The sequence below is a fragment of the Saccharomonospora iraqiensis subsp. paurometabolica YIM 90007 genome, assembly GCF_000231035.2.
Lineage (GTDB): Bacteria > Actinomycetota > Actinomycetes > Mycobacteriales > Pseudonocardiaceae > Saccharomonospora > Saccharomonospora paurometabolica.
This window is the reverse complement of record NZ_KI912259.1, coordinates 79,751-83,420: the sequence shown is the minus strand read 5'-3', so window position 1 is coordinate 83,420 and position 3,670 is coordinate 79,751. Positions and strand designations below refer to the sequence as shown.

General features: G+C 74.3%; 3 protein-coding genes and 1 pseudogene. 2 read left to right on the top strand and 2 right to left on the bottom strand.

Annotated elements, in window-relative coordinates:
* Positions 1 to 639: pseudogene (locus tag SACPADRAFT_RS34225) on the top strand (serine/threonine-protein kinase); the annotation flags it as partial.
* A gap of 27 nt (positions 640 to 666) precedes the next feature.
* Here the strand turns inward: SACPADRAFT_RS34225 and SACPADRAFT_RS0221280 are convergent.
* Both SACPADRAFT_RS0221280 and SACPADRAFT_RS0221275 read right to left on the bottom strand, forming a co-directional pair.
* Positions 667 to 1,092 carry a four-helix bundle copper-binding protein gene (locus SACPADRAFT_RS0221280; protein ID WP_007026901.1) on the bottom strand — a complete coding sequence of 142 codons (426 nt, stop codon included), beginning with the start codon at positions 1,090 to 1,092 and terminating at the stop codon, positions 667 to 669.
* Between the two features lie 83 nt (positions 1,093 to 1,175).
* A complete protein-coding gene (locus tag SACPADRAFT_RS0221275; RefSeq protein ID WP_007026900.1) occupies positions 1,176 to 2,309 on the bottom strand; it encodes a CapA family protein in 1,134 nt (377 codons plus the stop codon).
* A 238-nt stretch (positions 2,310 to 2,547) separates the two neighbouring features.
* Here SACPADRAFT_RS0221275 and SACPADRAFT_RS29140 point away from each other — a divergent pair.
* Positions 2,548 to 3,670: phosphoribosyltransferase family protein (locus SACPADRAFT_RS29140; RefSeq protein ID WP_007026899.1), on the top strand; the 1,123-nt coding region annotated here is incomplete at its 3' end.

The following is a 3,670-nucleotide window of genomic DNA, read 5'->3' as shown; positions in this document are numbered from 1 at the left end:
GCCCCGCCGCCCTCCGGAACGCGACGCGGGCGCGGCCCGCTGCTCGCGGCCGTGGGGGCCGTGGTGGCGATCGGGGTGCTGGTCACCGCGCTCATTGTCGGATCGGGGGACGACGACCCGACCACCGCCGCCGGGCCGTCGAGTACGCCACCCTCGTCGAGTTCCCCGTCCCCCACGGTGAGCGCGGCACAGGCCCGGCAGGCGGTCGCCGACTACTACGCACTGCTGCCCGACAGCCGGGACGCCGCGTGGGAACGGCTCGGCCCCGAACTGCGTGCCGAGGGGCGCGAGACGTTCGACGACCGGTGGAGCAAGGTTCGGAAACTGGAGGTCCTGTCCGAACCGCGGATGACCGGGGACGACTCCGTGCACGTCGGTCTGCGGATGCGGATGCGCGACGACAGCACCGTCACCGAGTTCCACCAGCACGAACTGGTGCGGCTGGACGGCACGGTGCTGCTGCGCACCGACACGGTCCTGCACAGCGAGACCACCGCCCCACCGAAGGACGACAAGGACGGGGACGACAAGGACGAGGACGACAAAAAGGACAAAAAGGCGAAGGACAAGAAGAAAGAGAAGGACGAGAACGGCAAGGACAAGAGGGATGAGGACGGCGGAGACGGCGACGACGACTGACGCCGCCGCACCCCTGCGCTCCCCGCGTCAACCGCCCGCGCCGCGGCCCAGCGTGTCCAGCAGTTCCCGACAGGACCGTTCGCAGCGTCGGCACGACTCCGCGCACACGCGGCAGTGTTCGTGGTGGGCGGCGTGCGACTCGCATTCGTCACCGCACGTGCGGGCGGCGACCGCGCACGCCTCCAGCACCGACCGGGTGAGGTTGGCGTCGTAGCCGGTGTGCCGGGACAGCACGCGCGCCGTCGTCTCGCACACGTCGGCACAGTCGGCGTTGGTCCGGATGCACTTACGCAGCTGCGGCAGCATGTCGTCCGACTCGGACAGGCACGCGTCGGCGCACGCGGTGCAGGCCTGCGCGCAGGCCACGCACTCCTCGATACACCGCACCAGCGCGTCGCGGTCGAGCCCACCCAGATCGCCCGGGTAGGTCCGCACCATCTCGGCCACGGGCATGGTTCTCTCACTCCTCGGGTGGTCGTGGTTCGCCGTCGCGGGATCACCGGAAGAGGCCTCCGGTAAACGGGCCGCGCGCACGCTCACCGGGACGGCGACGGTCGCCGCGCCCAACTCACCGTCAACACGTTCTCCTCGTCGTGGCTGTCGACGTGGGTGCCGAACGGTTCGCTGCTCGCCCCCAGCACCGCGGCCAGCCACCCCCGGTCCCGCGATCCGGCGGGCTGCAACCGCAGCCGCCGCGACTGCAACGGCAACAGTCGCAGCCCGGTCAGCTCGCCCGTGTCGGCGTCCAGCGTCGGCGCGTACAGCAGGCGCAGATCCCCCCGGTAGCGCTCGAAGCCGCTGATGCCCTCGTAGTCGTTGAGCAGGTCGCCGCAGCCGTAGAGGATGAGCCTGCCGTGGTGCACCTCGATCGGCCGGGGGTGGTGCGACGAGTGCCCGTGCACGAGGTCCACCCCGTGTTCGACGAGGGTGCGGGCGAAGCGCACCTGCTCGGCGGGCACCTGGTAGCCCCAGTTCGTTCCCCAGTGGACGGAGAACACGACCACGTCCCCGGGCCGTCGGACGGCGGCCACCTCGGCCAGGATCTCCTCCGCCCCGGCGGCGGACAGGTCCGGCAGCAGGCGCACGCCGGGCCGGTCGGGCGCGGCGGCCCAGTCCTCCGGGATGCCGCTGGTCGCCGAGCCCGCGGCGAACACGAGCAGCCGCCGTCCCTGCCCCAGCGGCACCGTGGCGGGGCGGGCCGCCTGCGCGGCGTCGTGGCCCGCGCCCGGTGCGGCCACCCCGGCGTGGGTGAGCGCGGTGACGGTGTCCACCAGCCCGCTGCGGCCGAAGTCGAGCACGTGGTTGTTCGCCAGCACGCACACGTCCGGCCGCGCGGCGAGCAGCATCGGCAGGTTGTCCGGGTGCATCCGGTAGTGGATCGTCTTGCCGCGCGCGAACCGGCGGCTGCGGGTCACGCTGGTCTCCAGGTTCACAATGCGCGCGTCCGGGTGGACGACGTCCATCGCGGCGAGCGCGGCGCCCCACGGCCAGGCGAACGGCACCGGGCGCGGCAGCGGGCCGCTGCGCTCCTCCACGGCGCGGACGTAGAAGCCGGCGTCGCGCACGTGCGGTTCCCGCAGCTCGGCGTCGCCGGGGTGCGGCAGGATCCGGTCGATTCCCCGGCCCGGCATCACGTCGCCGGTGAGGAGGAGGGTGACCGTGGAGGTCATGGTGCCCGTGCCTGTGTCGCGGTGTGCGGCCCGGCGCGCGGGCCGGGATCGTCGCCCCCATCGTCGCCCCGCCCTCCGGCGTGCCACAGGGGCATCCCGACCCCGGGTGGGTGGGCCGGAGGATCCACGGCGGCCGGGACCTTCACCGTCCGGGGTCCGCCCCCGATCCGTCCGGCCACCGGCGTGCGGGGCCGAACGTCCCTACCCACCGGCCGACACCCGCGGCGAGGATGAGGCCATGTCGTTCACCGACCGGGCCGAGGCCGGTCGCCGCCTGGCCGCGGAGCTCGACCGCTACCGCGGGGAGGACGTCGTGGTGCTGGGCCTGCCCCGGGGCGGGGGCCCGGTCGCCCACGAGGTGGCGCGGTCGCTCGGCGCCGCACTCGACGTCGTGGTGGTGCGCAAGCTGGGCGTGCCGTTCCAGCCCGAGTTCGCGATGGGCGCGGTGGGCGAGGGCGGGGCCCGCGTGCTCGACGCCGACACCGTGCGGCTCGCCGACGTGACCCCCGCCGAGCTGGAGGGCGTCGAGGCGCGGGAACGCGCCGAGGTCGAACGGCGCGCGCGCCGGTTCCGGCAGAACCGCCCCCGGGTGTCGTTGTACGGGCGGGTGGTGCTGATCGTCGACGACGGGGTGGCCACCGGCTCCACCGCACGGGCCGCCTGCCAGGTGGTGGCCGCGCACGGCGCGCGCAAGGTCGTGTTCGCCGTCCCGGTGGGCGCCCCCGGGGCGGTCGACGCGCTGCGGGCGGAGGCCGACGAGGTGGTGTGCCTTCAGCGGCCCGCGTTCTTCACCGCGGTGGGCCAGTGGTACGACGACTTCCGGCAGATCGGCGACGAGGAGGTGGTCGCGCTGCTGGACCGCCCGGACACCCGGCCCGCCCCCGTCACCGCGGACGGAGCGGCGTCCGACCCGGAGAGTCCTTCCCCGGACGGGGACGCTCCGCGAGCGCGGGACGAGGAGGTCGAGGTGTTCGCGGGCATGGTGCCACTCGCGGGACGCCTCACCGTGCCGGACCACCCGCTCGGGATGGTGCTGTTGATCCACGCGGGCGGCGACGGCCGGAACAGCCCACGCATCGGCCGGATCGCCGACCTGTTGCGGCAGGCCCGGCTCGGCACCCTCGTGATCGACCTGCTCGGACACCGGGAGCAGCTGGACCGGGGCACGGTGTTCGACGTCGAACTGCTGGGCGACCGGCTGGCCGCCGTGACCGCGTGGTTGCGGGCGCGCCCCGAGTGTCGCCCCGCCGCCGGGGAACCGTCCTCCGACGGGGGAGCTCCCCGTATCGGCTACCTCGGGTTCGGTACGGGGGCCGCGGCGGCGCTGTGGGCGGCGGCGCGGCCGGACACCGACGTCACCG

Bases quoted from the DNA above. Each gene is read 5' to 3' on its own strand.
- SACPADRAFT_RS0221280 (WP_007026901.1), bottom strand. From the start codon at position 1,092: ATGCCCGTGGCCGAGATGGTGCGGACCTACCCGGGCGATCTGGGTGGG.
- SACPADRAFT_RS0221275 (WP_007026900.1), bottom strand. From the start codon at position 2,309: ATGACCTCCACGGTCACCCTCCTCCTCACCGGCGACGTGATGCCGGGC.